Below are 20,357 nucleotides of genomic sequence, written 5' to 3'. Positions count from 1 at the left end.
TTCAAAGAACTACTTGGTCGCTCATTTGCGACTTCCTTATGTTAACATCTTCGTTTTTCGATGTCAACTAAGTTTTTTAATTTCTTTTTTATCGTCTTCTGCGTTTCCGCATCAGCGACGGTTATTAATTTATCATATAATAACTATCAACGTCAACACTTTTTAATAAAAAGTTCTTTTTCTTACATAACGAATACATTCCTCTGCATTAGCGACTCTTCGAAACAAACAAAAAATGATTTTATATCTTTCTTCCATCGCCTTTTTTACAACATCATGAATACGTTCATCTTCAAAATCAAATAAAAGTTCTTCTAACTCTCTCTTCAATATGTATTCCATTTCCTTTTTCTCTTCTTTCGTTAACATAAACCCAAGCAAATCATCACCTCAATCATTTCTTACAGAGCAATAAACGTTCCACTCATTTTCATTTAACAAAATCCTATCATCCATTATATCCACTACTTACGATATTAATCCCTTGTTCTCTTTTTTATATTTACAGCATATATGTAACTGAAAAGGATTGGACAAAGGGGCGTAATATTATGTTTTTCTTTTTTATTACGAGTAAAAGAAATTTTAAACACATTAGCTTAATAGTGATACTTTCCTTATTTACAGCATGGCTTCTCTTTTTAAAAACATATTCACATGAATCTGCTTTTTCAACTGCTACAGGACCTAAAGTTATTTACAAAGGCGACACCTCTAAAAAACAAGTTGCATTCACGTTTGATATTAGTTGGGGAGACAAAAAAGCAATTCCAATCCTTGATACACTTAAAGAAAGAGACATTAAGAATGCAACCTTCTTCCTTTCTGCTGCATGGGCAGAAAGACACCCTGATGTTGTTGAGCGCATCATAAAAGATGGACATGAAATCGGTAGTATGGGTTACAATTACTCGTCCTACACTTCTCTAGAGACAAACGAAATACGAAGAGATCTTTTACGAGCACAAGATGTGTTTACAAAACTCGGTGTGAAACAAATCAAACTATTGCGTCCACCTAGTGGAGACTTTAACAAAGCAACACTTAAAATAGCAGAATCACTCGGATACACCGTCGTTCATTGGAGTAATAATTCAAATGACTGGAAAAACCCTGGTGTAAACAATATCGTTTCCACCGTCTCCAATAATTTAAAAGGTGGAGATATCGTCTTATTACATGCATCCGATTCTGCTCTTCAAACAAATAAAGCTTTACCACTACTTCTGCAGAAATTAAAGAGTGACGGCTATGAGCAAATATCCGTATCACAACTTATTTCCAATACAAGTACGAAAAGTAAAGATGTGCAGTAATTCTTTTCCCTCGTGCCTTCACACATAAAAAGCTCTACTACCTTTCATTCAGGTAATAGAGCTTTTTTCATCTCGATATTTACATTCGTACAACTACCTCTGCATAAAAACTCAAAAAATCTCTATTAGTTAGGCCGACTTACTCGTCTTTCCAATTAAACGATGTAATATAAGTAACTGATATGCATTACATAATAAAAGTGGTATCACCATTAAATATAACCAATCTGTATCATTAATTCGAAGTGCTGGTACCCACTCAAGAATCGTTACAACAACCATAAAGAACAAGGCGGGCACAAATGCCTTTCTATTCGTTTCTTTACTTTTTATATAAGCAACAATGGCACCAAACACAAATAACACACCAGCAACAAGTATGTTATTTCCTAATGAAACTTCCCCATTTGCAATCAATACAGATCTTAAATACACGAAATCAAATAAAACGAATGCAATAAAGAAGAGCTGGACTGTATTCCATAAAGAAGACGATCGAAACATACCTAGTCCAAAACGATGGATTGTTAAATAAGCAAAGAACCCCATTTGACTTATAACACTAAAAATAAATCCTACACCCATCAACCAGAAGGAAACTGCTAGAATTTCCTTTCCGTCGAAATTTTGAAAAAATTTAGCGTACTTGTCCCACTCTAAAACAAACCCAATAATGACCGTGCTAATCCCTCCAAGAAACAACGTCGTAAAAAATAGTCGTACCCACTTGCGGCTATTCACAACACATCCCCCATTATCCTTATATTTCTAATTAAATTGTATCAATGACAATTTCAAAAAGCTAGCCATGTTCATGTATAAATTCCCTAAAGATATTTATATTAAAAAGAGAGAACTGTGCTGAAAGGAGTTCCAATTTATGAAACGGATGCTGCTCGTTTTGACTTCTTCTTTTTTATTTCTTGTACTTGTAGCATGTGCACAAGAAAAAGAAGCGAAGTCCGAACTTGATTACGATCAAACGAAGAAAATGATTGTTGATATTTTAAAAACCGATCAAGGTAAGAAAGCCATTCAAGATGTGTTAACTGATGAAAAAATGAAACAAGCACTCATACTAGATGAAACAGTAGTAAAGAAAACGATTGAAGATGCAATGGTATCCGACAAAGGGCAACAATTTTGGGAAAAGCTCTTTAAAGACCCTGAGTTCTCATCGAAATTCGCTAAAAGTATGGGGAAAGAACAAACAACCTTGATGAAAACATTACTAAAAGACCCTGAATACCAAGCAGGCGTTATAGAAATTATGAAAAACCCTGAAGTAGAAAAAATGATGTTACAAACAATGAAGAGCAAAGAATACCGTCAATATTTACAACAAGTACTAACAGAAACTGCCGAAAGCCCACTCTTCCAAGCTAAGATGATTGATATTATTAGTAAAGGTGTACAAAAGGCCGAAAAAAGTGGATCTGATAAAAAAGAAGCAGGCGGTGAAGGTGGTTCTCAAGACGGTAAAAAGGAATAGCAGTAAAAATAATAATTATAATAATGAGTGGACAATATATGCATCGTCCACTCATTATTATTTTATTTTTGCGCGACAGCTATCTTATCAATTACTGTCTCAGCTATCTTACGATAAATAAGACCTGTCGTATGTGTATCTTCATATACTGATGGTGCAAAGTCTTCTTTATTCCAATCAGGTTGTTGAAGTGGGATTCGGCCAAGTACTTCTGTTTGAAGTTCTGTAGCTAATTTATCTCCTCCACCTCTTCCAAACACATATTCTTTTTCACCAGTTGTTTTACTTTCAAAATATGCCATATTTTCAACAACACCAAGAATACTATGCTCTGTACGTAAAGCCATAGCTCCAGCACGCGCTGCTACAAATGCCGCTGTTGGATGTGGCGTTGTTACAATAATCTCTTTACAAGCCGGCAACATCGAATGTAAGTCTAGCGCAACATCACCTGTACCCGGTGGTAAATCTAAAACTAAATAGTCTAAATCGCCCCATTCTACTTCTGTAAAGAAGTGATTTAACATTTTCCCAAGCATAGGCCCTCTCCAAATAACCGGTGCATTATCTTCTACAAAGAACCCCATTGAGATTACCTTTACACCTAGACGCTCCACTGGAATAATTTTATCCCCTCTTACAACAGGACGTTTTTCTATCCCCATCATATCCGGTACGCTAAAACCGTAAATATCGGCATCAATGATACCAACCTTTTTCCCTAGACGAGCTAGAGCAATAGCAAGGTTAACAGAAACCGTTGATTTTCCGACCCCACCTTTTCCACTCGCCACTGCTAAAAATGTTGTTTTTGAATTTGGTGACAATAAAGATTCAGTTTGCTCTTCTTCTTGTTCCGGTGCAAACTGAGCTAATTCCTCTTCTGTAAATTCTGCAAAGCGAAGCCCTACTGTTGCTGCTCCTAGTTCTTTTACTAACTTTACAATTCCAGATTGCAATTGCATTTGTTCCGCTGTACCGGTTTTTACAATTGCGATTTTAACACTTACATGTTCCTTCTCAGGCTTGACTGTTACCTCTTTAATTGCCCCTGTTTCTTTTAACGTTTTATGTAAAAACGGATCTACAATCCCTTCTAACGCTTCCACTACTTGCTCTTTCGTTACCATAATTAGCCCAGCCCCCTGTATGAAAAATAACGTAATGTTAATTAAATGTATCTCTCTTTACTTTTTAAATAAATGCGTTTACATTTCCAGTATAACATATTTTCGGAAAACTTCGTTAACGAGAGAAACTCAAAAAATCCTCCTTATTCTGGAGGATTTCCTTTTTCCGTGAAATAACGCAATATACCACGATATACTGCAGCCGCTACCTTTTGCTGATATTTCTCCGAATTTAACATATACCTTTCGTTTACATTCGATAAAAAGCCAGCTTCAATTAAAGCACCTGGTGTTTTCGCATACTTTAATAAATACACATGAGAAATTGTTTTAGCAGAACGATTCGTATTCTCTAAACTCGTTCTCAATTCAGCTTGTATAAATTTCGCGGCACGTTCATTTTCAATCGAAGAACGGTAGTAGAACGTTTGTGCGCCTTTCGATCCACTACTAGTTAAAGCATTTAAATGAATACTCGCAAAAAAGTCTACATCAGGTTTATTAATAATCTCTACACGCTTTTTTAAATCCTCTGCTTTACGTCTACTATATGATTTTGTATCTTTCTGAGCTAAATCATAATCTCCCTCACGTGTTAAAATAACTAGCGCACCTTGTTCTTGTAAATAATCCTGTACCTTCTTTGTAATCTCAAGCGTAATATCTTTTTCTATAATATCTTTTCCACCAACAGCCCCTCCGTCTGGCCCACCATGCCCAGCATCTAGCACAATCACTTTCCCCGATAAGGGTAAATTCCAAGCTCGCCACGATTTTGTAATTTGAAATTCTTGTTTAACTAAAAAAAACAAAACAACCGCAGCGAGTGCAAAAGAGATAATTCGAATTCTCTTCATACCTTTCCTCCTCCAGCTAGTCCCTCTAATTACTTATATGGGACAAGAGGAAAGTTTATGCTTGTCTTAATGAAGCTTTAATCGATATCTTCTTTCACCTTTTTCATATCCTTCCTGCCACCATAAGCCGATAAACTGCTGACAAGATTCAAAAAGCAATTCCTCATCTTGTAACTTAATTTCCCTCATGGTCATGCTCGTTAAAAATTGAAATAGCGTTTCCGTTAATTGTTGCTCTTCTTCTAAGGCTCTATATTTCACATCAAAGAATGATTCACCATAATAACCAAACTTACTGTATCTCGCTCCTAATAAATACGATTCTATCCCTAATTCAATACAATAATCTTCATACTGACGATGAAGTTCCTGCATCTGAAAGGCATCCCTAATATTTGAACGTAACGTTTTTAATGATAATTCTCGCAGCATCTTCCGTTCATATTTCAGCTGCTTTTCTTTTTGTTTTTCTTGTAAGCTGACAATGACATTCATAGTACTTATAAACCTCCCTAATACGTATTAGTCTAAACTTCTAAAGAAGAAGCATACGCGGGAGAATAGCACTAAAATATTCCAAACTACAAAAATTACAAAAGAGGAATGAAACATAAAAAACCCCAACCAAAATGGTTGGGGTTTGTAGTTCGCAAAAATTAACGTTTTGAGAACTGAGGTGCACGACGTGCGCCTTTAAGACCGTATTTTTTACGCTCTTTCATACGTGCGTCACGAGTTAATAGACCTGCACGTTTTAGTGTTAGACGGTATTCTGGATCAGCTTTTAATAAAGCGCGAGAAATACCGTGACGAATAGCACCAGCTTGACCAGTGTATCCACCACCATTTACGTTTACAAGTACATCGTAGTTACCTAAAGTTTCTGTTGCAACTAGAGGTTGTTTCACTACTTCACGTAATGCAGCAAATGGGATATAGTTTTCAAAATCACGACCGTTAATGATAACGCGTCCTTCGCCTGGAACTAGGCGTACGCGCGCTACTGAACTCTTACGACGTCCAGTGCCATAGTATTGAACCTGTGCCAAAGTAAGCCCTCCTTTAATTAATTATCCGCGAAGTTCGTAAACTTCTGGTTTTTGTGCTTGGTGTGGATGCTCTGCTCCAGCATACACGTTTAGTTTCTTAGAAACTTGACGGCCTAAGCGTCCTTTTGGAAGCATGCCTTTAATTGCAAGCTCTAACATTTGTACAGGGTAGTTTGTACGCATTTCTAGAGCTGTTCTTTGTTTAAGTCCACCTGGGTGGTTAGTGTGACGGTAGTAAATTTTATCGTTTAATTTATTACCTGTTAAATGAATTTTCTCAGCGTTAATAATAATTACATGATCACCCGTGTCAACGTGTGGTGTAAATGTAGGTTTGTTTTTACCGCGTAAAATGGATGCTACTTCACTAGCAAGGCGACCTAAAGTTTGACCTTCAGCATCAACCACATACCATTTACGCTCAACTTCGTTAGCTTTTGCCATAAAAGTCGTACGCATGTGTTTCCCTCCTCGTTATCTTTTCCATAGAAAAAATCTATTGTTTATCTTAAACACGATTTCCTTCCGGGGCTAATCGTGGTTTTAGAAACAATACCATATGTTATGATATACTTTTGAGTTTCTAATGTCAAGCAAATGTTACACCAGGATTAGTTGTTATAGTTTACCTGCCATAAGTAAAGTCCATGACCTGGAGCCATCTTTCCAGCAAACTGACGATTTTGTTTCGCTAGAATCTCTGGAATGCTATCCGGATCAAGCTTTCCTTGTCCTACGCTAAGTAAAGTACCAACAATAATTCTGACCATATTATATAAAAATCCATTACCTACAAAACGAAAAATTAATTCATCGTCTTGCTCAATTAGCTCAATTTCATAAATTGTTCGCACCTTATCTTTTTTGTCAGTTTTTGCCGAACAAAAAGAAGTGAAATCATGTGTTCCAATAAAATAAGGAATCGCTTTTCTTATAGAATTTATTTCGAGCGGATATGGATATTGATATACGTAATTTCTACGGAATACATCCGCAGTCTTTGATAATAATACACGATAACGATATTCTTTTCTCTCAACACCGTAACGCGCATGAAATTCTTCTGTTTTTTTCTCTACCTGCCTGATAACAATATCATCTGGCAACATTGTGTTTAATGCATTACTCCATTGCCACTCTTCAAGAGACAACGGTGTATCAAAGTGTATTACTTGTCCTTTGGCGTGAACAGTAGAATCCGTTCTGCCCGATGCCTGAACACGAACAAGTTCTCCTTTATGCAATTTCTGCAAAGCTTTCTCAATCTCTTGCTGAACAGTACGATGCTGCGGCTGAATTTGATAACCACAAAAATGCATGCCATCATATGCAACCGTACATTTTATTCTATCCATTTCTCTATTCTCCATTACGATCGCACCCATGCCAAAACAAAAGCTAAACAAAGTAAGCTTACAATCGTTACTGTATCGCTTGTTTTCCAGCGTAGTTGCCTAAATTTAGTACGTCCTTCGCCACTTTGATACCCACGTGCTTCCATAGCAATTGCTAAGTCCTCAGCACGCTTAAAAGCACTGATAAATAAAGGAACAAGTAGTGAGATAATAGCTTTCATCCTATCTTTTATCGGTCCTCCTGCAAAATCAATACCACGTGACGCTTGTGCTTTCATTATTTTACTCGTTTCATCCATTAATGTGGGAATAAAACGAAGAGAAATTGACATCATTAATGCGATTTCATGAACAGGAACTTTTATACGCTTCAACGGCTTTAATAACGTCTCCAAACCATCCGTAATCTCAATAGGTGTCGTCGTTAACGTTAATAATGTCGTCATTAAAATAATAACGAAGAATCGTATAGAAATGTATATCCCTTGCTCTAATCCTTTTTCATGTATCGAAAACCAACCAAGCTGGAATAGTACTTCCCCTTCTTTATTTGTAAAAATATGCAGGAAAAATGTAAAAAGAAAAATCCATAGAATTGGTTTTAAGCCCGAAAGTACATAACGAATCGGCACTTTTGCAAAAAATAAAGCAATGAGTGCATATAAAAATAAAAATCCATATGAAATCGCATTATTTGCTAAGAAAACAACAAATACATATAAAAAGACAATCAGCAGCTTCGTACGTGGATCAAGTTGATGAATAAGAGAATTCCCTGGAATATACCTTCCAATAATCAACTGCTGCATGATTCATGACCACCTTTTCGTAACACCTGCACAACTTCATGAGTAAGATCCTCTAAAGATAAGGTAGCCTTTGGGATTGAAATGCCAAACTTCTCTTCAATTGCACGTTTATACTTTAAAGACATAGGAAGATCCACGCCAATTTCCTCTAGTTCATCAGCATGTGAATATACTTCCTCTGCACTTCCTTGCAAAAAGACCGTTCCTTTATGCATGACTACAATCTGCTCTGCATACTTAGCAGCATCCTCCATATTATGCGTTACAAGGATAACTGTAAGGCCTTTCTCCTTATGTAGCTTATAAAACATCTCCATAAGTTCATTCTGCCCTTTTGGATCTAGCCCTGCTGTAGGTTCATCTAATACAAGCACTTCGGGTTCCATCGCCAATACGCCCGCTATCGCAACACGCCTCATTTGTCCACCACTTAACTCAAACGGTGAACGTGTTAACAGTTCTGGTTCTAACCCTACAAGTTCAATTGCCTCTCTTGCCTTTTGCTTCGCATCTTCTACAGATACCCCAAAATTGGTAGGACCGAAACAAATATCTTTCTCCACAGTCTCTTCAAACAACTGATGTTCTGGGAATTGAAAGACAACCCCTACCTTTTTACGTAGTGGCTTTAGCTTTTTTTCTTTCTTTCCTGCCGAAATGAAATGTTCACCAATTTGAACTGTGCCATTTGTCGGCTGCAATAAACCATTTAAATGTTGAATCATCGTCGACTTACCTGAACCAGTATGACCGATAATGGCATAATAGCCCCCACTTGGAAACGACACGTCTACATCATAAAGTGCGCGTCTTTCAAATGGAGTTTTATATTGATAACGATGTTCTACTTTTTGGAATGTAATCTCCAAAGTTCGTTCACCAAGCTTTCCATTGTAAGATGCGTATTTTGCAAGATAATTTCATTTCTTTTTAATAATTCTGCTATTTTCACTGAAAATGGTACATCTAATCCAATTTCTTGGAGCATATGAGAGGACTTGAAAATTTGCTCTGGAGTCCCTTCCTCTAATATTTCTCCCTTATTTAAAATAATGACACGGTCTGATTGTGCCGCTTCTTCTAAATCGTGCGTAATTGATAACACGGTAATACCTTTTTGATTAACAAGTTGTCTAACCGTTTCTACTACTTCACGTCTCCCTTGAGGATCTAGCATTGACGTTGCTTCATCTAATATCAAAATAGATGGCTGAAGTGCTAAAACGCCTGCTATTGCCACTCGCTGCTTTTGCCCGCCAGATAACGAATGAGGTTCATCATTAAGAAAATCTTCCATACGGACAAGTTTGAGAGCCTGATCTAATCTTTCTACCATCTGTTCTCTTGGCATTCCGATATTCTCTAAGCCAAAAACAACGTCGTCTTGTACTGTCGTTCCAACAAATTGATTATCTGGATTTTGAAATACCATCCCAATTTGTTTTCGAACATCCCACACCGTTTCCTCTGATAAAACCATTGTATCATTTACTGTAATAGTCCCTGCTTCCGGCAAAAACAAACCATTCAATAATTTTGCAAGTGTAGACTTCCCTGAACCGTTTTGTCCAATAACAGATACCCATTCTCCCTCATATAAGGAAAATGAAACATCTTTTAATGCATAAATGGCTGCCCCAGGATATTGAAATGATATATTTTCTGTCCGAAGTTTCTCTTTTTTCAATACAAGGCACCCTTTCCTTCGCCAAGTTAGCCTATTTTTATATTTAAAAAAAAGGGCCATGACCAGTTTCTTGAAAAGAACTGTCCTGCCCTTTTAATTATCATTATACTAACTCGATAATTACCATTGGTGCTGCGTCTCCGCGACGTGGACCAATTTTTGCAATACGAGTGTATCCGCCTTGGCGCTCAGCATAGCGTGGAGCTACATCAGCGAATAATTTTTGAAGTGCATCTTGACCAGTCTCAGCGTTAGCTACTTCATTGCGAATGAAAGCTGCTGCTTGACGGCGAGCATGAAGATCTCCGCGTTTACCTAAAGTGATCATTTTTTCCACTACAGAACGAAGTTCTTTTGCACGAGTTTCTGTCGTTTGGATGCGCTCGTTGATAATTAAATCAGTAGCTAAGTCACGTAACATAGCTTTACGTTGCGCACTTGTACGGCCTAATTTTCTGTATGCCATTCGTAGTTCCCTCCTTTGTTGATGGGTTTAAATCCTCAGTCGTCTTTACGTAAACCTAAACCTAATTCCTCAAGTTTATGTTTAACTTCTTCTAAGGATTTACGTCCTAAGTTACGAACTTTCATCATATCTTCTTCTGTTTTGTTCGCAAGCTCTTGTACAGTATTAATTCCTGCACGTTTAAGGCAATTATAAGAACGAACAGAAAGATCTAGTTCCTCGATAGTCATCTCAAGAACTTTCTCTTTTTGATCTTCTTCCTTCTCGACCATAATCTCAGCATTTTGTGCTTCATCAGTTAAACCAACAAAGATATTTAAATGCTCAGTTAAGATTTTGGCACCTAAAGAGATAGCTTCTTTTGGCCCGATGCTTCCATCCGTCCATACATCAAGCGTAAGCTTATCATAATTAGCCACTTGTCCGACACGTGTCTTTTCCACTTGGTAAGTCACACGTGATACTGGAGTATAAATAGAATCAATAGGAATTACTCCTATTGGTTGATCTTCGCTTTTATTTGCATCAGCTGGCGTATACCCACGGCCACGCTTTGCAGTTAAACGCACGCGGAAATGCGCATCCTTTGCTAACGTTGCAATGTGTAAATCTGGATTTAAGATTTCTACATCACTATCGTGAGTAATATCAGCAGCTGTGACAATACCTTCGCCCTGCACATCAATTTCCAACGTCTTCTCTTCTTCAGAGTAGATTTTAAGAGCTAACTTTTTCAAGTTTAAGATGATCGTCGTAACGTCTTCTACTACGCCCTCAACTGTTGAAAATTCATGTAATACGCCATCGATTTGGATAGCAGTAACAGCGGCACCAGGGAGTGAGGATAAAAGAATACGACGTAAGGAGTTACCCAAAGTAGTACCATATCCACGCTCAAGCGGTTCAATTACGAATTTACCATATTTAGCATCTTCGTTAAGTTCAACCGTTTCGATTTTCGGCTTTTCGATTTCAATCATTAACTAAACCCTCCTTCAAAACGTCGAAACCCCGGTTAAACAAAGGTATAACCCCTGTCTAACCGAAAGTCCCCCTTAGGCAGTTCCCGATTGTGCACAACAAGCGATGTTTCTGTACGAAATTTCTCGATAATGCATCATATCCATTATAGACAAAAGGGAAAATTCTATACAGAAAAATTACACACGACGACGTTTTGGTGGACGACATCCATTATGAGGAACTGGAGTAACATCTCTAATTGCTGTTACTTCTAGACCTGCAGCTTGAAGAGCACGAATTGCAGCTTCACGACCAGCACCAGGACCTTTAACAGTAACCTCTAAAGTTTTTAAACCGTGTTCCATTGCAGCTTTAGCAGCAGTTTCAGCAGCCATTTGCGCAGCGAATGGAGTAGATTTACGAGATCCACGGAAACCAAGTGCACCAGCACTAGACCAAGAAAGTGCGTTACCGTGAGTATCTGTAAGAGTTACGATTGTGTTGTTGAAAGTAGAACGAATATGAGCTATACCAGCTTCAATATTCTTTTTCACACGTTTTTTACGAGTGTTTGTTTTACGTGCCATTGTTAGTTCAACCTCCTTTACTTATTATTTCTTTTTATTTGCTACTGTACGACGTGGACCTTTACGTGTACGAGCATTGTTTTTAGAATTTTGACCACGAACTGGTAAGCCACGACGGTGACGAAGACCACGGTAAGAACCGATCTCCATTAGACGTTTAATGTTAAGAGATACTTCACGACGAAGGTCTCCCTCAACTTTAATACGATCGATGATATCACGGATACGTCCTAATTCGTCTTCCGTTAAATCACGAACTCGTGTTTCTTCAGAAATACCTGCTTCAGCAAGAATTTTTTCAGCAGTTGTGCGACCAATGCCGAATACGTAAGTTAAAGAAATAACAACGCGTTTGTCTCGAGGAATATCTACACCTGCGATACGTGCCATTACGAATGCACCTCCTTCTGATTAACCTTGTTTTTGTTTATGTTTAGGGTTTTCACAAATAACCATTACTTTTCCACGTCTACGAATAACTTTACATTTTTCGCAGATTGGTTTAACTGACGGTCTTACTTTCATGTCTCGAACCTCCTTAAAGATTACGGAGTGCTATATTATTTAAAACGGTACGTAATACGACCACGATTTAAATCGTACGGAGATAATTCTACCGTAACTTTGTCTCCTGGTAAAATACGAATGAAGTTCATACGGATTTTACCAGAAACGTGAGCCAATACGACATGCCCATTCTCTAATTCTACTTTGAACATAGCATTTGGCAACGTTTCAAGAACGGTACCTTCGACTTCAATTACATCATCTTTAGCCATTCAATAGTTCTCCCTTCTTCAAATCAGTAACATTTTACACTGCTCTGAAATCCCGGAGAGCCAGCTACTTATAAAGTGGTAAGGATTTCGTATCCTGCTTCTGTAAGAGCAATCGTGTGCTCAAAATGGGCACACCATTTACCATCTACCGTTACCACTGTCCAGTCATCAGATAGTGTTTTTACATATCGTCTTCCTTGATTCACCATCGGCTCAACACAGATGACCATTCCCGGCTTTAATCTAGGGCCTCTATTTGGTGGACCATAGTGCGGGATTTGAGGGTCCTCATGTAAGTCTTGCCCGATTCCGTGACCAACATACTCCCTAACGATCGAGAACCCATTCTCTTCAGCATGGGTTTGAACCGCATGTGAGATATTTGATAATCTTTCGCCTGGTTTTACTTGTTCTAGACCAAGATACAACGATTTTTCTGTGACATCAAGTAGCTTTTGAACAGATTCAGAAATGTTTCCAACTGGATACGTCCATGCAGAATCTCCATGGTACCCATTGTATTTCGCACCAATATCGATACTGATGATATCGCCCTCTTTGAGCTTGCGCTTCCCTGGAATTCCGTGTACAAGCTCTTCATTTACAGAAGCACATATGCTCCCCGGAAATCCGTTGTATCCTTTAAAAGATGGCGTAGCACCATATTTTTGAATCGTCTTTTCCGCTATTTGATCGAGCTCTTTCGTTGTAATTCCTGGAGTAATGTGCTGTTTCAACTCTTGATGAGTTAAAGCAACGATCCTGCCAGCTTCTCGCATGATTTCTATCTCGCGAGGAGTTTTGCAGATTATCATTACGCTAAGCCTCCGATGAGAACATCGATATCAGCAAATACTTTATTGATATCTTGCTCACCATTAATGCTTTGTAGGTAACCAAGCTCCTCGTAGAAATCAAGCAAAGGTTTTGTTTGCTTAATATTTACATCTAAACGATTTGCTACAGTTTCTTCATTGTCATCAGAGCGTTGATATAATTCGCCACCACATTTATCGCACACGTCAGCTTTTGCTGGCGCATTGAATTCTAAGTGGTAAGTCGCACCGCACTCTTTACAAATGCGACGGCCTGTAAGGCGTTTTAATAACAACCCTGAATCCACATTAATGTTTAAAACATAGTCGATTTTTTTGCCAAGATCTTTCATAATCTCTTCCAGAGCTGATGCTTGTGCAACAGTTCGTGGGAAACCGTCTAGTAAGAAGCCTTTTTCGCAGTCTTCTTGACTTAAACGTTCACGAACGATTCCGATTGTAACTTCATCTGGAACAAGTGCACCTTTATCAATAAAAGATTTTGCTTGTAAACCCATTTCAGTTTCAGCCTTCATAGCTGCACGGAACATATCTCCTGTTGAGATGTGAGGGATGTTATACTTGGCAACAATCTGTTCGGCTTGTGTACCTTTACCAGCACCAGGAAGCCCCATTAAAATTAAGTTCATCCTTGTTCCCCCTCAGAGTACATGAGCATGTAGGGAAGATAATACTTCCCACTTACTCACTGCTTGATAAACCCTTTGTAATGGCGTTTTACCAGTTGGCTTTCTAGCTGCTTCATTGTTTCTAAAGCAACGCCGACAACGATTAACATACTCGTTCCACCGATCTGTGCAGATGGAGGAAGATTTCCCAATTTCGTAAAGATAACTGGTAAGATTGCAATCGCTGCTAGGAAAATTGATCCTACAAAGGTCAAACGATACAAGATTTTTGTTAGATATTGTTCCGTATTCTTACCCGGACGAATACCTGGAACATATCCACCTTGCTTGTTTAGATTCTCTGACATTTGCTCTGGATTAACCTGAACAAACGCATAGAAATATGTGAAGGCTACAATGAGCGCAACATATATGATCATTCCCACTGGGTGAGAATAGTTAAAGTTTGCAATAATCCACTGCGATACATCATGTTTCGGGAAGAACTGTGCAATAGTCGGAGGCGTAATTAAGAATGAAACAGCAAAAATTACTGGAATAACACCAGCACTATTTACCTTAAGGGGTAAATGCGTGTTTTGTGCTCCAGCATAACCACCGTTTCCTCCTGTTACACGCTTCGCATATTGAATTGGGATCTTTCTAACAGCTTGTTGAATGAAAATAACACCCACAATAACTGCTAGCACAGCTAGTAAGATCAATGCAACTTTAACAATACTCATGAACAATTGATCTCCGATATTTTGAAACTGTTGTTGATACACTTGAGATATAACACTTGGGATCGCTGCGGCAATACCACCAAAGATAAGGATGGAAATACCATTACCTACACCTTTAGCTGTAATCTGTTCACCTAACCACATTAAAAATGCAGTACCAGCAGTCAGTACCGTAGCAATGTATAAATAAGTGCTCCAACCTGGATTCAAAATTAATTGCCCACCTACCATACCGTTAAAACCGATTGACATACCAAACCCCTGAATAAACGCAAGAACAATTGTAAAGTAACGCGTGAATTGCGTTAGTTTACGACGGCCCATTTCACCTTGCTTCGACCATTCCGAAAATTTAGGAACAACATCCATCTGCAATAATTGCACGATGATGGATGCTGTAATATACGGCATGATTCCCATCGCAAAGATGGAGAAGTTTTTCAAGGCGCCACCGCCAAATGTATTTAGGATACCTAAGGCATTTAATTGATCTTGTGCTTTCAGTACGTCTCCATTTGTAAATGGCACTGGGATAAACGTGCCAATCCTGAATACGATTAACATCGCTAAAGTGAATAATATTTTACGTCTTATCTCAGCAACGCGCATAAAGTTGGAGATTGTACGAAACATTAGATCACCTCAACTGATCCGCCAGCTGCTTCAATTGCTTCTTTAGCACTTGAAGAGAACTTGTGCGCTTTAACAGTTAGTTTTTTCTCTACTGCGCCGCTTGCAAGAATTTTAACACCGTCGTTTAACTTGCTGATAACGCCAGTTTCCAGCAATAATTCAGGTGTTACTTCTGTACCATCTTCAAAACGATTTAACGTTGATAAGTTTACAATAGCAAACTCTTTACGGTTAATGTTTGTGAAGCCGCGTTTTGGTAAACGACGGAATAATGGAGTTTGACCACCTTCGAAGCCAAGACGAACACCGCCACCAGAACGTGCGTTTTGTCCTTTATGACCTTTACCAGCAGTTTTACCGTTACCAGAACCGATACCACGACCGACACGGTTACGTACTTTACGAGAACCTTCTGCAGGTTTTAATTCATGAAGTTTCATTCCCAGGCACCTCCTTATATTAATGAGTTATCCTTAAGCTTCTTTTACAGTTATAAGGTGAGAAACTTTGTTGATCATACCAAGAATAGCAGGAGTTTCTTCCTTAACTACAGTTGAATTCAACTTTTTAAGACCTAAAGCTTCTACCGTCGCACGTTGATCTTGTGGACGACCAATTACACTACGAGTGAGGGTAATTTCTAACTTTTTCGCCATTTGTTTTCCCTCCTTAACCTAGTAGCTCTTCTACAGATTTACCGCGTAATTTTGCAACATCTTCAGCGCGCTTAAGTTCGCTTAATCCGTTCACAGTAGCGCGAATCATGTTGATTGGTGTGTTAGAACCAAGAGATTTCGAAAGAATATCTTGTACACCAGCTAATTCAAGTACCGCACGAACAGGTCCACCAGCAATAACACCAGTACCTTCAGCAGCAGGTTTTAAGAATACTTCACCAGCTCCAAAGTGACCGTTGATTGTGTGTGGAATTGTTGTACCAACTAATGGTACAGCGATTAAGTTTTTCTTAGCGTCTTCGATAGCTTTGCGGATTGCGTCTGGTACCTCTTGTGCTTTACCAGTACCGAATCCAACATGACCGTTTTTATCGCCAACTACAACTAGTGCAGCAAAGCGGAAACGACGACCACCCTTAACAACTTTCGCGACACGATTTATCGTAACTACACGTTCTTCAAGTTCTAATTTACTTGGGTCAATGCGATGCATCAATTTTCCCTCCTTTGACCATTAAAATTGTAATCCAGCCTCACGAGCAGCTTCAGCTAGAGCTTTAACACGGCCATGGTATAAGTAACCACCGCGATCGAATACTACTTCTTTAACGCCTTTCTCTACAGCACGCTTAGCAACTGATTCTCCTACTTTCGTAGCAGCTTCAGTATTGCTAGTACCGTTAAGAGCAAGGTCTTTATCAAGAGTAGATGCACTTACTAACGTTACACCATTCACATCATCAATAACTTGAGCGTAAATATGTTGGTTAGAACGGAACACGTTTAAACGTGGACGTTCTGCAGTACCAGTAAGTTTAGCACGTACACGTGCATGTCTTTTCTTACGAGTCGCATTTTTATCAGCTTTAGTGATCATTTTCTTGTCACTCCTTTCTCTCACCTAACGGGTTTACTTAGCAGTTTTACCTTCTTTACGACGAACAACTTCGCCTTCGTAACGAATACCTTTACCTTTGTAAGGCTCAGGAGCACGTACAGCGCGGATGTTAGCAGCAAATTCGCCAACACGTTGCTTGTCGATACCTTTGATTACGATTTTAGTTGGTGCAGGTACTTCAACTTCAAGACCTGCTTCCGGAGTCATTTCTACTGGATGAGAATAACCTACGCTTAATACAAGTTTATCACCTTGTTTTTGAGCACGGTAACCAACACCGACTAATTCAAGTCCGCGTGCGAAACCTGCAGTTACACCTTCAACCATGTTTCCGATTAAAGCACGAGTTGTACCGTGTAATGCACGGTGTTCCTTCTGTTCAGATGGACGCTCAACTGTTAATGTATTCTCTTCAATTTTGATAAGCATATCAGCATTGAAAGTACGAGTTAATTCACCTTTAGGGCCTTTTACTGTTACAGTATTGTCTTCTGCAACTGTAATAGTAACACCTGCAGGGATTTCAAGAATCTTTTTACCAATACGAGACATGTGGTCACACCTCCGTTCGTTTTAAATATATATTACCAAACGTATGCTACTACTTCTCCACCAGTTTGTAATTGACGAGCGTCTTTGTCTGTCATTACTCCCTTAGATGTAGAAACAAGAGCGATACCTAATCCGTTAAGTACACGTGGTACTTCATCAGCTTTAGCGTAAACGCGTAAGCCAGGTTTACTGATACGTTTTAATCCAGTGATTACACGTTCATTGTTTGCACCATATTTCAGGAAAATACGAAGGATACCTTGTTTGTTATCCTCGATGTATTCTACATCACGAATGAAACCTTCACGTTTTAAAAGTTCAGCGATCTCTTTTTTGATTTTAGAAGCAGGAACCTCTAATTTCTCATGACGTACCATGTTCGCATTACGGATGCGAGTAAGCATGTCTGCAATTGGATCTGTCATCACCATGTGTTTTACCTCCTTCCCATTTGTGGGTTTTACCAACTAGCTTTTTTAACACCAGGAATTTGACCTTTATATGCAAGTTCACGGAAACAAATACGGCAAAGTTTAAATTTGCGGTATACAGAATGCGGACGACCGCAGCGTTCGCAACGTGTATACTCTTGTACTTTAAACTTAGGAGTACGCTTTTGTTTCGCTATCATAGATTTTTTAGCCACGTTTTCGCCTCCTCTACTTAGCGTTGGCTTCCATTATTTTTGGAATGGCATACCGAATTGTGTTAAAAGTTCACGAGCTTCTTCATCAGTTTTCGCTGTAGTAACGATTACGATGTCCATACCGCGGACTTTGCTTACTTTATCATAATCGATCTCAGGGAAGATAAGCTGCTCTTTAACACCTAATGTGTAGTTCCCACGACCATCGAATGATTTCTTAGAAACACCACGGAAATCACGTACACGTGGTAAAGAAACTGATACTAATTTGTCGAAGAACTCATACATTTGCTCGCCGCGTAAAGTTACTTTCGCACCGATTGGCATACCTTCACGAAGACGGAAACCAGCGATTGATTTTTTAGCACGAGTTACAACAGGTTTTTGACCTGCGATTTGTGTTAATTCTTCTACTGCATTGTCTAAAGCTTTTGAGTTAGATACCGCGTCACCAACACCAGTGTTGATTACGATCTTTTCGATTTTCGGTACTTCCATCACAGATTTATAGTTAAACTTGCTCACTAGAGCAGGAGTAATTTCCTTTTGGAACTTCTCTTTAAGGCGATTCAATGAAGTGACCTCCTTTCTTAAGAAAATTATTTATCTAATAATTCACCAGATTTTTTTGCAATACGAACTTTTTTACCATCTTCTACTTTGAAGCCTACGCGAGTAGGTTCACCTGATTTCGGATCTAAAATCATAACGTTAGAAACGTGAATAGGTGCTTCTTTAGTAATAATTCCACCTTGTGGATTTAATTGAGATGGCTTAGAGTGCTTCTTAACGATATTGACACCCTCAACGATAACACGGTTTTGCTTTGGGAAAGCCACAAGGATAACGCCTTGTTTTCCTTTGTCTTTACCAGTGATTACCTGTACTTTATCACCTTTTTTTACATGCATCTTAATTCTGCACCTCCTTAGCAAGGCAATACCTTAAATTATAGAACTTCTGGAGCTAAAGAAACGATCTTCATGAAGTTGCTATCACGTAATTCACGAGCTACTGGTCCGAAGATACGAGTACCACGTGGGCTCTTATCGTCTTTAATGATAACCGCTGCGTTTTCATCAAATTTGATGTAAGAACCGTCCGGACGACGAGCTCCGCTCTTCGTACGTACTACTACTGCTTTAACAACGTCACCTTTTTTAACAACGCCACCTGGTGTTGCTTGTTTTACCGTAGCAACGATAATATCACCAATGTTAGCATATTTACGACCAGAGCCGCCTAATACTTTAATTGTTAAAAGTTCACGTGCACCAGAGTTGTCAGCAACTTTCAAACGAGATTCTTGTTGGATCATGTTATGAAACCTCCCTTCGGACTAAAAATTCCGATTCGTCTATTTAGATAATAACCGCTTCTTCAACGATTTCAACTAAACGGAAACGCTTAGTAGCAGAAAGCGGGCGAGTTTCCATGATTTTAACGATATCGCCAAGTTTCGCTTGGTTTTGCTCATCATGGGCTTTGTACTTCTTAGAATACTTAACACGTTTTCCGTACAAGGAATGAGTTTTGTAAGTTTCAACTAAAACTGTAATCGTTTTGTCCATTTTGTCAGACACAACACGACCAGTATAAACTTTGCGTTGGTTACGTTCGCTCACTATGCAAACCTCCCCTCAATTTATCGATTAATTCCGATCTCTCTTTCACGAACTACAGTTTTCATACGAGCAATTGCTTTACGCACTTCACGAATGCGAGTTGGATTCTCTAATTGTCCTGTAGCAAGTTGGAAGCGAAGATTAAACAACTCTTCCTTTAAAGCTTTAACTTTTGTTTCGATTTCGGCAGTGGTTAATTCACGAATATCATTAGTTTTCATTAGATTCACCACCATTTTCTTCACGTTTTACGAATTTACATTTCACAGGTAACTTGTGAGCTGCAAGACGTAATGCTTCGCGTGCTACCTCTTCAGATACACCCGCGATTTCGAACATAATTTTCCCAGGTTTTACTACTGCTACCCAGCCTTCTGGTGCCCCTTTACCGGAACCCATACGTACTTCTAGAGGTTTTGCAGTGTAAGGCTTAGAAGGGAAAATTTTAATCCATACTTTACCGCCACGTTTCATGTAACGAGTCATTGCACGACGAGCAGCTTCGATTTGACGGTTTGTAATCCATGAAGCAGCTTGTGCTTGTAAACCGAATTCACCGAAAGCAATTTCAGTTCCACCTTTTGCACGACCACGCATTTTACCACGATGCTCTCTACGATATTTTACGCGTTTTGGCATTAACATA

35 protein-coding genes are annotated in these 20,357 nt (G+C 38.8%); 2 read left to right on the top strand and 33 right to left on the bottom strand.

What is annotated here, in order from left to right:
• Window positions 1–162: 162 nt before the first annotated feature.
• Window positions 163–381 (bottom strand): hypothetical protein, encoded by a 219-nt coding sequence (locus FS742_RS26065; protein ID WP_000900296.1) that lies wholly within the window; start codon window positions 379–381, stop codon window positions 163–165.
• Between the two features lie 170 nt (window positions 382–551).
• Here FS742_RS26065 and pdaB point away from each other — a divergent pair, with 170 nt between their 5' ends.
• Entirely contained in the window at window positions 552–1,316 is a 765-nt protein-coding gene (gene pdaB, locus FS742_RS26060) for a polysaccharide deacetylase family sporulation protein PdaB (protein ID WP_144616225.1), read from the top strand.
• A 129-nt stretch (window positions 1,317–1,445) separates the two neighbouring features.
• On the opposite strand, the gene kbaA is transcribed toward pdaB, so the two are convergent.
• The gene (gene kbaA, locus FS742_RS26055) at window positions 1,446–2,057 is read right to left on the bottom strand and encodes a KinB signaling pathway activation protein KbaA (protein WP_144616223.1); all 612 of its coding nucleotides are present in this window, start codon (window positions 2,055–2,057) and stop codon (window positions 1,446–1,448) included.
• 139 nt (window positions 2,058–2,196) lie between these two features.
• On the opposite strand from kbaA, the gene gerD reads away from it, so the two are divergent.
• Window positions 2,197–2,808 carry a spore germination protein GerD gene (gerD, locus tag FS742_RS26050; RefSeq protein ID WP_144616221.1) on the top strand — a complete coding sequence of 204 codons (612 nt, stop codon included), beginning with the start codon at window positions 2,197–2,199 and terminating at the stop codon, window positions 2,806–2,808.
• A 62-nt stretch (window positions 2,809–2,870) separates the two neighbouring features.
• Here gerD and FS742_RS26045 read toward each other — a convergent pair whose 3' ends face one another.
• From FS742_RS26045 to rplP, 31 genes are all read right to left on the bottom strand, one after another.
• Entirely contained in the window at window positions 2,871–3,938 is a 1,068-nt protein-coding gene (locus FS742_RS26045; protein WP_144616219.1) for an Mrp/NBP35 family ATP-binding protein, read from the bottom strand.
• Between the two features lie 143 nt (window positions 3,939–4,081).
• Window positions 4,082–4,795 (bottom strand): N-acetylmuramoyl-L-alanine amidase CwlD, encoded by a 714-nt coding sequence (gene cwlD / locus FS742_RS26040; protein WP_000822445.1) that lies wholly within the window; start codon window positions 4,793–4,795, stop codon window positions 4,082–4,084.
• 66 nt (window positions 4,796–4,861) lie between these two features.
• Window positions 4,862–5,290, bottom strand: a complete 429-nt coding sequence (locus tag FS742_RS26035) for a YbaK family protein (RefSeq protein WP_001101006.1) — start codon at window positions 5,288–5,290, stop codon at window positions 4,862–4,864.
• Between the two features lie 161 nt (window positions 5,291–5,451).
• Window positions 5,452–5,844 carry a 30S ribosomal protein S9 gene (gene rpsI, locus FS742_RS26030; protein ID WP_000079986.1) on the bottom strand — a complete coding sequence of 131 codons (393 nt, stop codon included), beginning with the start codon at window positions 5,842–5,844 and terminating at the stop codon, window positions 5,452–5,454.
• A gap of 21 nt (window positions 5,845–5,865) precedes the next feature.
• Complete coding sequence (rplM, locus tag FS742_RS26025) at window positions 5,866–6,303, bottom strand: 50S ribosomal protein L13 (RefSeq protein WP_001260793.1); 438 nt, start codon at window positions 6,301–6,303, stop codon at window positions 5,866–5,868.
• 152 nt (window positions 6,304–6,455) lie between these two features.
• The gene (truA, locus tag FS742_RS26020; protein WP_060633077.1) at window positions 6,456–7,199 is read right to left on the bottom strand and encodes a tRNA pseudouridine(38-40) synthase TruA; all 744 of its coding nucleotides are present in this window, start codon (window positions 7,197–7,199) and stop codon (window positions 6,456–6,458) included.
• A gap of 14 nt (window positions 7,200–7,213) precedes the next feature.
• Window positions 7,214–8,008, bottom strand: coding sequence for an energy-coupling factor transporter transmembrane component T family protein (locus FS742_RS26015; RefSeq protein WP_144616217.1), 795 nt, complete (start codon window positions 8,006–8,008; stop codon window positions 7,214–7,216).
• Entirely contained in the window at window positions 7,996–8,877 is an 882-nt protein-coding gene (locus tag FS742_RS26010; RefSeq protein WP_144616215.1) for an energy-coupling factor ABC transporter ATP-binding protein, read from the bottom strand. Before FS742_RS26010 ends, FS742_RS26015 begins: the two co-directional genes overlap by 13 nt.
• Complete coding sequence (locus tag FS742_RS26005; RefSeq protein ID WP_144616213.1) at window positions 8,853–9,695, bottom strand: energy-coupling factor ABC transporter ATP-binding protein; 843 nt, start codon at window positions 9,693–9,695, stop codon at window positions 8,853–8,855. The genes FS742_RS26010 and FS742_RS26005 overlap by 25 nt, the downstream gene beginning before the upstream one ends.
• Before the next feature lie 103 nt (window positions 9,696–9,798).
• Window positions 9,799–10,161 carry a 50S ribosomal protein L17 gene (rplQ, locus tag FS742_RS26000; protein ID WP_000331490.1) on the bottom strand — a complete coding sequence of 121 codons (363 nt, stop codon included), beginning with the start codon at window positions 10,159–10,161 and terminating at the stop codon, window positions 9,799–9,801.
• 35 nt (window positions 10,162–10,196) lie between these two features.
• On the bottom strand, window positions 10,197–11,141 hold the full coding sequence (locus FS742_RS25995; protein ID WP_000569643.1) for a DNA-directed RNA polymerase subunit alpha: 945 nt from the start codon (window positions 11,139–11,141) through the stop codon (window positions 10,197–10,199).
• A gap of 180 nt (window positions 11,142–11,321) precedes the next feature.
• Window positions 11,322–11,711, bottom strand: coding sequence for a 30S ribosomal protein S11 (gene rpsK, locus FS742_RS25990; RefSeq protein ID WP_000101798.1), 390 nt, complete (start codon window positions 11,709–11,711; stop codon window positions 11,322–11,324).
• 24 nt (window positions 11,712–11,735) lie between these two features.
• Window positions 11,736–12,101 carry a 30S ribosomal protein S13 gene (rpsM, locus tag FS742_RS25985; protein ID WP_000090788.1) on the bottom strand — a complete coding sequence of 122 codons (366 nt, stop codon included), beginning with the start codon at window positions 12,099–12,101 and terminating at the stop codon, window positions 11,736–11,738.
• A gap of 21 nt (window positions 12,102–12,122) precedes the next feature.
• Complete coding sequence (gene rpmJ, locus FS742_RS25980) at window positions 12,123–12,236, bottom strand: 50S ribosomal protein L36 (protein ID WP_000868344.1); 114 nt, start codon at window positions 12,234–12,236, stop codon at window positions 12,123–12,125.
• A 35-nt stretch (window positions 12,237–12,271) separates the two neighbouring features.
• Window positions 12,272–12,490 (bottom strand): translation initiation factor IF-1, encoded by a 219-nt coding sequence (gene infA / locus FS742_RS25975; protein ID WP_001029884.1) that lies wholly within the window; start codon window positions 12,488–12,490, stop codon window positions 12,272–12,274.
• 68 nt (window positions 12,491–12,558) lie between these two features.
• Window positions 12,559–13,305: a type I methionyl aminopeptidase gene (map, locus tag FS742_RS25970; protein WP_000582539.1), complete on the bottom strand. Its 747-nt coding sequence runs from the start codon at window positions 13,303–13,305 to the stop codon at window positions 12,559–12,561.
• Window positions 13,305–13,955, bottom strand: a complete 651-nt coding sequence (locus FS742_RS25965; RefSeq protein ID WP_144616211.1) for an adenylate kinase — start codon at window positions 13,953–13,955, stop codon at window positions 13,305–13,307. Before FS742_RS25965 ends, map begins: the two co-directional genes overlap by 1 nt.
• A gap of 56 nt (window positions 13,956–14,011) precedes the next feature.
• A complete protein-coding gene (gene secY / locus FS742_RS25960) occupies window positions 14,012–15,313 on the bottom strand; it encodes a preprotein translocase subunit SecY (protein WP_000490117.1) in 1,302 nt (433 codons plus the stop codon).
• On the bottom strand, window positions 15,313–15,753 hold the full coding sequence (rplO, locus tag FS742_RS25955) for a 50S ribosomal protein L15 (RefSeq protein WP_000766080.1): 441 nt from the start codon (window positions 15,751–15,753) through the stop codon (window positions 15,313–15,315). The genes secY and rplO overlap by 1 nt, the downstream gene beginning before the upstream one ends.
• A gap of 33 nt (window positions 15,754–15,786) precedes the next feature.
• A complete protein-coding gene (gene rpmD / locus FS742_RS25950; protein ID WP_001085231.1) occupies window positions 15,787–15,969 on the bottom strand; it encodes a 50S ribosomal protein L30 in 183 nt (60 codons plus the stop codon).
• A gap of 13 nt (window positions 15,970–15,982) precedes the next feature.
• Window positions 15,983–16,483, bottom strand: coding sequence for a 30S ribosomal protein S5 (gene rpsE, locus FS742_RS25945; protein ID WP_000554646.1), 501 nt, complete (start codon window positions 16,481–16,483; stop codon window positions 15,983–15,985).
• 21 nt (window positions 16,484–16,504) lie between these two features.
• On the bottom strand, window positions 16,505–16,867 hold the full coding sequence (rplR, locus tag FS742_RS25940) for a 50S ribosomal protein L18 (RefSeq protein WP_000628818.1): 363 nt from the start codon (window positions 16,865–16,867) through the stop codon (window positions 16,505–16,507).
• 33 nt (window positions 16,868–16,900) lie between these two features.
• A complete protein-coding gene (rplF, locus tag FS742_RS25935; protein WP_000086556.1) occupies window positions 16,901–17,440 on the bottom strand; it encodes a 50S ribosomal protein L6 in 540 nt (179 codons plus the stop codon).
• Between the two features lie 32 nt (window positions 17,441–17,472).
• The gene (gene rpsH, locus FS742_RS25930; protein ID WP_000245511.1) at window positions 17,473–17,871 is read right to left on the bottom strand and encodes a 30S ribosomal protein S8; all 399 of its coding nucleotides are present in this window, start codon (window positions 17,869–17,871) and stop codon (window positions 17,473–17,475) included.
• A 29-nt stretch (window positions 17,872–17,900) separates the two neighbouring features.
• Window positions 17,901–18,086 carry a 30S ribosomal protein S14 gene (gene rpsN / locus FS742_RS25925; RefSeq protein WP_001085700.1) on the bottom strand — a complete coding sequence of 62 codons (186 nt, stop codon included), beginning with the start codon at window positions 18,084–18,086 and terminating at the stop codon, window positions 17,901–17,903.
• A 33-nt stretch (window positions 18,087–18,119) separates the two neighbouring features.
• Entirely contained in the window at window positions 18,120–18,659 is a 540-nt protein-coding gene (rplE, locus tag FS742_RS25920) for a 50S ribosomal protein L5 (protein ID WP_001080829.1), read from the bottom strand.
• Window positions 18,660–18,685: 26 nt separating this feature from the next.
• Entirely contained in the window at window positions 18,686–18,997 is a 312-nt protein-coding gene (rplX, locus tag FS742_RS25915) for a 50S ribosomal protein L24 (protein ID WP_140972913.1), read from the bottom strand.
• A 38-nt stretch (window positions 18,998–19,035) separates the two neighbouring features.
• Window positions 19,036–19,404: a 50S ribosomal protein L14 gene (gene rplN / locus FS742_RS25910; RefSeq protein WP_000615912.1), complete on the bottom strand. Its 369-nt coding sequence runs from the start codon at window positions 19,402–19,404 to the stop codon at window positions 19,036–19,038.
• A gap of 43 nt (window positions 19,405–19,447) precedes the next feature.
• Window positions 19,448–19,711, bottom strand: a complete 264-nt coding sequence (gene rpsQ, locus FS742_RS25905) for a 30S ribosomal protein S17 (RefSeq protein ID WP_000004106.1) — start codon at window positions 19,709–19,711, stop codon at window positions 19,448–19,450.
• A 20-nt stretch (window positions 19,712–19,731) separates the two neighbouring features.
• Window positions 19,732–19,932, bottom strand: a complete 201-nt coding sequence (rpmC, locus tag FS742_RS25900; RefSeq protein ID WP_000855718.1) for a 50S ribosomal protein L29 — start codon at window positions 19,930–19,932, stop codon at window positions 19,732–19,734.
• Complete coding sequence (gene rplP, locus FS742_RS25895) at window positions 19,922–20,356, bottom strand: 50S ribosomal protein L16 (protein WP_000928969.1); 435 nt, start codon at window positions 20,354–20,356, stop codon at window positions 19,922–19,924. Before rplP ends, rpmC begins: the two co-directional genes overlap by 11 nt.
• Window position 20,357 lies beyond the last annotated feature (1 nt).

This window comes from Bacillus cereus (assembly GCF_007678085.1).
Lineage (GTDB): Bacteria > Bacillota > Bacilli > Bacillales > Bacillaceae_G > Bacillus_A > Bacillus_A cereus_BE.
Note: the sequence above shows the minus strand (reverse complement) of the source record. Positions and strands in the feature narration are given on the sequence as shown.

What these genes read in the sequence shown, in the direction of transcription:
- pdaB (WP_144616225.1), top strand. Translation starts at nt 552, where the DNA reads ATGTTTTTCTTTTTTATTACGAGTAAAAGAAATTTTAAACACATTAGC.
- gerD (WP_144616221.1), top strand. Translation starts at nt 2,197, where the DNA reads ATGAAACGGATGCTGCTCGTTTTGACTTCTTCTTTTTTATTTCTTGTA.
- FS742_RS26045 (WP_144616219.1), bottom strand. Translation starts at nt 3,938, where the DNA reads ATGGTAACGAAAGAGCAAGTAGTGGAAGCGTTAGAAGGGATTGTAGAT.
- cwlD (WP_000822445.1), bottom strand. Translation starts at nt 4,795, where the DNA reads ATGAAGAGAATTCGAATTATCTCTTTTGCACTCGCTGCGGTTGTTTTG.
- FS742_RS26035 (WP_001101006.1), bottom strand. Translation starts at nt 5,290, where the DNA reads ATGAATGTCATTGTCAGCTTACAAGAAAAACAAAAAGAAAAGCAGCTG.
- rplM (WP_001260793.1), bottom strand. Translation starts at nt 6,303, where the DNA reads ATGCGTACGACTTTTATGGCAAAAGCTAACGAAGTTGAGCGTAAATGG.
- truA (WP_060633077.1), bottom strand. Translation starts at nt 7,199, where the DNA reads ATGGATAGAATAAAATGTACGGTTGCATATGATGGCATGCATTTTTGT.
- FS742_RS26015 (WP_144616217.1), bottom strand. Translation starts at nt 8,008, where the DNA reads ATGCAGCAGTTGATTATTGGAAGGTATATTCCAGGGAATTCTCTTATT.
- rplQ (WP_000331490.1), bottom strand. Translation starts at nt 10,161, where the DNA reads ATGGCATACAGAAAATTAGGCCGTACAAGTGCGCAACGTAAAGCTATG.
- FS742_RS25995 (WP_000569643.1), bottom strand. Translation starts at nt 11,141, where the DNA reads ATGATTGAAATCGAAAAGCCGAAAATCGAAACGGTTGAACTTAACGAA.
- rpsK (WP_000101798.1), bottom strand. Translation starts at nt 11,711, where the DNA reads ATGGCACGTAAAACAAACACTCGTAAAAAACGTGTGAAAAAGAATATT.
- rpsM (WP_000090788.1), bottom strand. Translation starts at nt 12,101, where the DNA reads ATGGCACGTATCGCAGGTGTAGATATTCCTCGAGACAAACGCGTTGTT.
- rpmJ (WP_000868344.1), bottom strand. Translation starts at nt 12,236, where the DNA reads ATGAAAGTAAGACCGTCAGTTAAACCAATCTGCGAAAAATGTAAAGTT.
- infA (WP_001029884.1), bottom strand. Translation starts at nt 12,490, where the DNA reads ATGGCTAAAGATGATGTAATTGAAGTCGAAGGTACCGTTCTTGAAACG.
- map (WP_000582539.1), bottom strand. Translation starts at nt 13,305, where the DNA reads ATGATAATCTGCAAAACTCCTCGCGAGATAGAAATCATGCGAGAAGCT.
- FS742_RS25965 (WP_144616211.1), bottom strand. Translation starts at nt 13,955, where the DNA reads ATGAACTTAATTTTAATGGGGCTTCCTGGTGCTGGTAAAGGTACACAA.
- secY (WP_000490117.1), bottom strand. Translation starts at nt 15,313, where the DNA reads ATGTTTCGTACAATCTCCAACTTTATGCGCGTTGCTGAGATAAGACGT.
- rplO (WP_000766080.1), bottom strand. Translation starts at nt 15,753, where the DNA reads ATGAAACTTCATGAATTAAAACCTGCAGAAGGTTCTCGTAAAGTACGT.
- rpmD (WP_001085231.1), bottom strand. Translation starts at nt 15,969, where the DNA reads ATGGCGAAAAAGTTAGAAATTACCCTCACTCGTAGTGTAATTGGTCGT.
- rpsE (WP_000554646.1), bottom strand. Translation starts at nt 16,483, where the DNA reads ATGCATCGCATTGACCCAAGTAAATTAGAACTTGAAGAACGTGTAGTT.
- rplR (WP_000628818.1), bottom strand. Translation starts at nt 16,867, where the DNA reads ATGATCACTAAAGCTGATAAAAATGCGACTCGTAAGAAAAGACATGCA.
- rplF (WP_000086556.1), bottom strand. Translation starts at nt 17,440, where the DNA reads ATGTCTCGTATTGGTAAAAAGATTCTTGAAATCCCTGCAGGTGTTACT.
- rpsH (WP_000245511.1), bottom strand. Translation starts at nt 17,871, where the DNA reads ATGGTGATGACAGATCCAATTGCAGACATGCTTACTCGCATCCGTAAT.
- rplX (WP_140972913.1), bottom strand. Translation starts at nt 18,997, where the DNA reads ATGCATGTAAAAAAAGGTGATAAAGTACAGGTAATCACTGGTAAAGAC.
- rplN (WP_000615912.1), bottom strand. Translation starts at nt 19,404, where the DNA reads ATGATCCAACAAGAATCTCGTTTGAAAGTTGCTGACAACTCTGGTGCA.
- rpmC (WP_000855718.1), bottom strand. Translation starts at nt 19,932, where the DNA reads ATGAAAACTAATGATATTCGTGAATTAACCACTGCCGAAATCGAAACA.
- rplP (WP_000928969.1), bottom strand. Translation starts at nt 20,356, where the DNA reads ATGTTAATGCCAAAACGCGTAAAATATCGTAGAGAGCATCGTGGTAAA.